Origin of the sequence: Streptomyces synnematoformans (assembly GCF_039531005.1) — a bacterium.
Taxonomy (GTDB): domain Bacteria; phylum Actinomycetota; class Actinomycetes; order Streptomycetales; family Streptomycetaceae; genus Streptomyces; species Streptomyces synnematoformans.
In genome coordinates, this window is the sequence record NZ_BAAAPF010000422.1 from 1 (window position 1) to 4,924 (window position 4,924).

Genomic DNA, 4,924 nt, shown 5'->3' on the forward strand with positions numbered 1-4,924 from the left:
GCCGCGGCTGCTGTTCGGGCGGCGCCGGCGCGGCTGAGCGGCACGCCCGGGGCCGGGAGCCGGACGGCGGGAGGCGGGGCCTGCGGGCTGCGGGCCGCGGGTCAGCTCGCCGAGATCTGCTTCCCGTAGTCCACGACGTCCTCCTTGCGCGGGGCGTTGACCTCGAACTCCTCGTCCCAGTCCAGCAGTCGCAGCTCGCCCGCGTCCCCCGCGCGCTCCAGCAGCAGCGGGTACGGGCGCCCCTCCAGGGCCACCTCCAGCGCCCCGCCGGCGCCGTCGTCGGCCGTCACCCGGATCGTGGTGAAGCCGTCGACCTCGCCGTTCTCCTCCGCCGCCAGCTCGCCGTCGAGCTTCAGCAGCCCGTCGAGCAGCACCTTCATCTCGGTAAAGCCGCTGAGCTGCTTGTACGCGGTGTCCTTGGGCGGCACCTTCACGTACTTGCCGTCGAGCTTCTGCGCCGCCGCGATGTCCGCCTCCGAGGGCTCGCCGCCGCCTTCGCCCTTCCCGTCGCCCTCGCCTTCGTCCTGGTGCAGCCAGAACTCGTCGCCGGCCTTCAGGTACAGGTCCTCCTCGGCGCGCAGCAGCGAGAACGTCATGCCCCCGGTGGAGACTTCGCCGACCCCGCCGGCCGACGACAGCCGCATGTCGAGCTTGACCGGTTCGCCGTTGCTCACGAGGGTGCCCGCGAGCCGCACCGACGCGGCGCGCGCCGCCGCCCGCTCCGCCTTGGCCCTGATGCGCTCGGGGGACAGCTCCCCGACGCCGTTCTCGCCCGCCTCGGGACCCTCCTCGGCACAGCCCGCGAGAAGGGCGGCGGAGACAGCGAACAGCACCATCCGGAAGGCCGATCTCCTCATCACGTGCGGCAGCGTACCGGGCGCCCGGGCACCTGGCTTTCCCCGCCCGCGGCACTCGGCCGTACGCTGGTGCCATGGCTGTCACAGAAGAGTCGGTGCGCGCCGCGCTCGCGACGGTGAACGACCCGGAGATCCACCGGCCGATCACCGACCTCGGCATGGTCAAGTCGGTCGAGATCGGGACAGACGGCGCCGTGGCCGTCGGGGTCTTCCTCACCGTCGCCGGCTGTCCGATGCGGGACACGATCACTTCGCGGGTCACCGACGCGGTCGAGGCGGTCGCGGATGTGACGTCCGTCACCGTCGAGCTGGACGTGATGAGCGACGAGCAACGCAAGGCGCTCGCCGCGTCCCTGCGCGACGGCAAGGCGGAACGTGAGATCACCTTCGCCCAGCCCGGCTCCCTGACCCGGGTGTACGCGGTGGCGTCCGGCAAGGGCGGCGTCGGCAAGTCGTCCGTGACGGTCAACCTGGCGGCGGCGATGGCGGCCGACGGGCTGAAGGTCGGCGTCGTCGACGCCGACATCTACGGCCACTCCGTACCCCGCATGCTCGGCACGGACGCCGTGCCCACCCAGGTCGAGGACATGATCATGCCCCCGACGGCGCACGACGTGAAGGTCATCTCCATCGGGATGTTCACGCCGGGCAACGCGCCGGTCGTCTGGCGCGGCCCCATGCTGCACCGCGCGCTGCAGCAGTTCCTCGCCGACGTCTTCTGGGGCGACCTCGACGTGCTGCTCCTGGACCTGCCCCCGGGCACCGGCGACATCGCGATCTCCGTCGCGCAGCTCATGCCGAACGCCGAGATCCTCGTCGTCACCACGCCGCAGCAGGCCGCGGCCGAGGTCGCGGAGCGGGCCGGCGCGATCGCCGTGCAGACGCACCAGAAGATCGTCGGCGTCGTGGAGAACATGTCGGGCCTGCCCTGCCCGCACTGCGGCGAGATGGTCGACGTCTTCGGCACCGGCGGCGGCAAGAAGGTCGCCGAGGGGCTGACGCGCACGACCGGGGCGGAGGTGCCCGTGCTCGGCGGCATCCCGATCGACGTGACGCTGCGGGCCGGCAGCGACGAGGGCAAGCCGGTCGTCCTGACCGACCCGGACTCCCCGGCGGGCTCGGCGCTGCGCGACATCGCGGCACAGCTCGGCGGGCGGCCGCGGGGGCTGGCGGGGATGGCGCTGGGCGTCACCCCGCGCAACAAGTTCTGACCGCGGCCGCCGGGGCGCGGCCCGTACGCGATCCGCGCCCCGCACCGCCGCCGGCTACCCCCGGCGGTCCTCGTACGCCGTGATGTCCTTGATCACCGAGAACGCGAGCCCGTACGCGCTCATCCCGCGGCCGTACGCGCCCAGGTGCACCTGGTTCGGCGTCGTCCCCGCCAGCACCCAGCCGTACTCCGACTCCCGGTAGTGGAACTGCGCCGCCTCGCCGTCGACCGGCAGCGACAGCGCGGACCAGCCGGGCCCCTCCAGGTCGTCGGCCAGCTCCCAGGCCACCGACGTCTGCTGGTCCAGCCACTCCTCGCGCATCTGGCGCTCCATCTGCGGCGGCCAGGTGCACGACAGCAGCCCCGAGCCCGCCAGCCAGGCCGCGGACGACACGGACGTCGCCTCCAGCACCCCGGTGCCGTCCGCGCTGCGCCGCACCGGGCGGCTCGCGACGGTCACGACCACCGCGAAACGGTGGTCACGCGGGCCGGCCTCGGCCAGGTACGAGGGCATGTCCCCGTGGCCCACCGTGCCGTGCTCCACGCCGCCGTCGCCGCCCCCCGTCGACTGCAGCCACCGCGGGCCGGCGAACGCGTCGTCCAGCCCGTACCAGGGGAAGGACGCCAGCAGAAAGCTGTCCACCAGACGTGGCTCGGACTCCCGAGTCGTCCCCCCGGCCTCCGCCTCGCTCGTCATCTCCATCAGCGTGGTGCCTCCTCGTGGCCTGGACCTGTCAGTCGGCGGTCGCCCCCCGCCGGGGCGCACGCCCCGCCTGGCACACCGCATGCCGGGCGCTCACCCAGACACACCGGAGGATATCTACCTGCATACGCTAGGACAGGCAGCTGGTCTGATATGTGAGCCGATCAGGTGGCATCCGAGTCGTACGGGGGGCGCTCGGCCGTGGCCGCGCCCTTGGCCTCACCTGCGGCGTCACCCTTGCCGTCGCTGCTGCCGCCGCTGCCGCTGCCGCCGCCGCTGCCGCTGTCCTTCGTCAGGCTCATGCGCTTGCCGCCCGCCGCACCGTCGTCGTCGATGTCCCCCACGGTGCGGGCCGCCTCACCGATCTCGGCGACCTCCTTCTTGAGGTCGAAGCCGTTACGGATCTCCTTCAGACCCAGGTCGTCGCTGTCGAGGAGGTGCTTCTTCGCGAAGTTCTTCGGGTTCAGGTCCTCGAACTCGAAGTCCTTGAACTCCGGGCCCAGCTCCTGGCGGATGTCCTCCTTGGCGCTGTCGGAGAACTCCCGGACCTTGCGGATGAACCGCATCGTGTCCTGGATGACCTTGGGCAGCTTGTCGGGGCCGAAGACGATCGTGGCCAGGATGATGAGAGCGATCAGCTCGAGGGGTCCTATGTCGAAGAACACCTGGCACTCCTTGCTGTCCTGTCGTCGGCCCGCTGCCGGCAGGTCCGGGCGACTCTCACCGTACCCGGCGACCCCGCCCCACCGGGAGTACCGCATCGGCCGCGGTGGACTGGTCCCCCCGCGGCCGATGCGGTGTTTGGCGCCGTTTGGCGGCGTTTGACGGCTGCCGGGGGCGCGGGGTCAGTCGGCGGGCTCGCCTTCGCCGAGGGTGAGATCGACGGTCAGCTCCTCGCCGTCGCGCTCGACGGTCAGACTGAGGTCGTCGCCGGGGCTGCGGCTGCGGATCTTGACGATCAACTCCTCGCCGTTGTGCACCGCTTCGCCGTCGACCCCGGTGATGACGTCCCCCGGCTCGATGCCCGCGGTGTCGGCGGGGCCGCCCGGGGTGACCGGCTCGGTGCCGCCCTCCGCCGCGGTGGTACCGACCTGGGCGCCGTCGCCGGTGTACTGCATGTTCAGCGTCACGCCGATGACGGGGTGCGTCGCCTTGCCGGTGTTGATCAGCTGCTCGGCGACCTCCGCGCCCTTGTTGACCGGGATGGCGAAGCCGAGGCCGATGCTGCCGCCCTGCTCGGTCTGCGGGTCGCCGCTGCCGTTGTCGGCGCCGCGGATGGCGCTGTTGATGCCGATCACGCGGCCCTTGGCGTCGAGGAGCGGACCGCCGGAGTTGCCGGGGTTGATCGGGGCGTCGGTCTGCAGCGCGTTCACGTACGAGACGTCGCTGCCGTCGCCTTCCCCGCCGCCGGCGGTGATGGGGCGCTCCTTGGCGCTGATGATCCCGGAGGTGACGGTGTTCGGCAGGTCGTACGGGGCGCCGATGGCGACGACCGGGTCCCCGACGGCGACGGAGCGGGAGTTGCCGAGCCGCAGCGGCTTCAGCCCGGAAACGCCCTTCACGCGGACGACGGCGAGGTCGTAACCGGCGTCGCCGCCGACGACCTCGGCGGTCTTGGACTCGCCGCCGCTGAACGTCACCGTTATCTCCCCGCCGTCCTCGGCGGGCTGCACGACGTGGTTGTTGGTGAGGATGTGCCCGCGCTTGTCGAGGACGAAGCCGGTGCCGGTGCTCTGCTCGGCGGCGCCGCTGACGCGCAGCGTGACGACCCCCGGCAGCGCGGACCGGGCGATCCCGGCGACGCTGCCGGGCGGGCGCTTGCCGCCGCCGTCGTCGGCGGCGGACTGGTCCAGCTCGACGTGCCCGGGGGTGCCGTTGCGCTCGATGTAGCTGCCGATGGCGCCGCCGATGCCGCCCGCGACGAGCGCGATGACGAGCGCCCCCACGAGGGTGGCCCACCGCCCCTTGCGCCGCTCCCGCGCACCGGCGCCGTGCGCGGCGTGCGCGGGAGCCCAGGGGTCGTAGCGCGGGGCCCCCTGCGGGGCGCCCTGCGGGTGTCCGTAGGGCCCGGCGGTGGCGTACGGACCGGGCCCCGGCGCCCCGGGACCGCCGAAGTGCGGTGGCCCGCCCTGCCCCCCGGCCGCGGGCGGCACG

General features: G+C 73.0%; 5 protein-coding genes. 1 reads left to right on the forward strand and 4 read right to left on the reverse strand.

Annotated elements, in window-relative coordinates; all coding sequences use genetic code 11:
* Nucleotides 1–101 precede the first annotated feature (101 nt).
* On the reverse strand, nt 102–836 hold the full coding sequence (locus tag ABD317_RS33505; RefSeq protein WP_344295073.1) for a hypothetical protein: 735 nt from the start codon (nt 834–836) through the stop codon (nt 102–104).
* 95 nt (nt 837–931) lie between these two features.
* Here ABD317_RS33505 and ABD317_RS33510 point away from each other — a divergent pair, with 95 nt between their 5' ends.
* Nucleotides 932–2,068, forward strand: a complete 1,137-nt coding sequence (locus ABD317_RS33510) for an Mrp/NBP35 family ATP-binding protein (RefSeq protein WP_344295066.1) — start codon at nt 932–934, stop codon at nt 2,066–2,068.
* Between the two features lie 54 nt (nt 2,069–2,122).
* Here ABD317_RS33510 and ABD317_RS33515 read toward each other — a convergent pair whose 3' ends face one another.
* From ABD317_RS33515 to ABD317_RS33525, 3 genes are all read right to left on the reverse strand, one after another.
* The gene (locus tag ABD317_RS33515; RefSeq protein ID WP_027754053.1) at nt 2,123–2,770 is read right to left on the reverse strand and encodes a hypothetical protein; all 648 of its coding nucleotides are present in this window, start codon (nt 2,768–2,770) and stop codon (nt 2,123–2,125) included.
* 164 nt (nt 2,771–2,934) lie between these two features.
* The gene (locus ABD317_RS33520; RefSeq protein WP_344295069.1) at nt 2,935–3,435 is read right to left on the reverse strand and encodes a sec-independent translocase; all 501 of its coding nucleotides are present in this window, start codon (nt 3,433–3,435) and stop codon (nt 2,935–2,937) included.
* A gap of 180 nt (nt 3,436–3,615) precedes the next feature.
* Nucleotides 3,616–4,924, reverse strand: a 1,309-nt coding sequence (locus tag ABD317_RS33525; protein WP_344295071.1) for a S1C family serine protease, incomplete at its 5' end; no start/stop codon positions are given.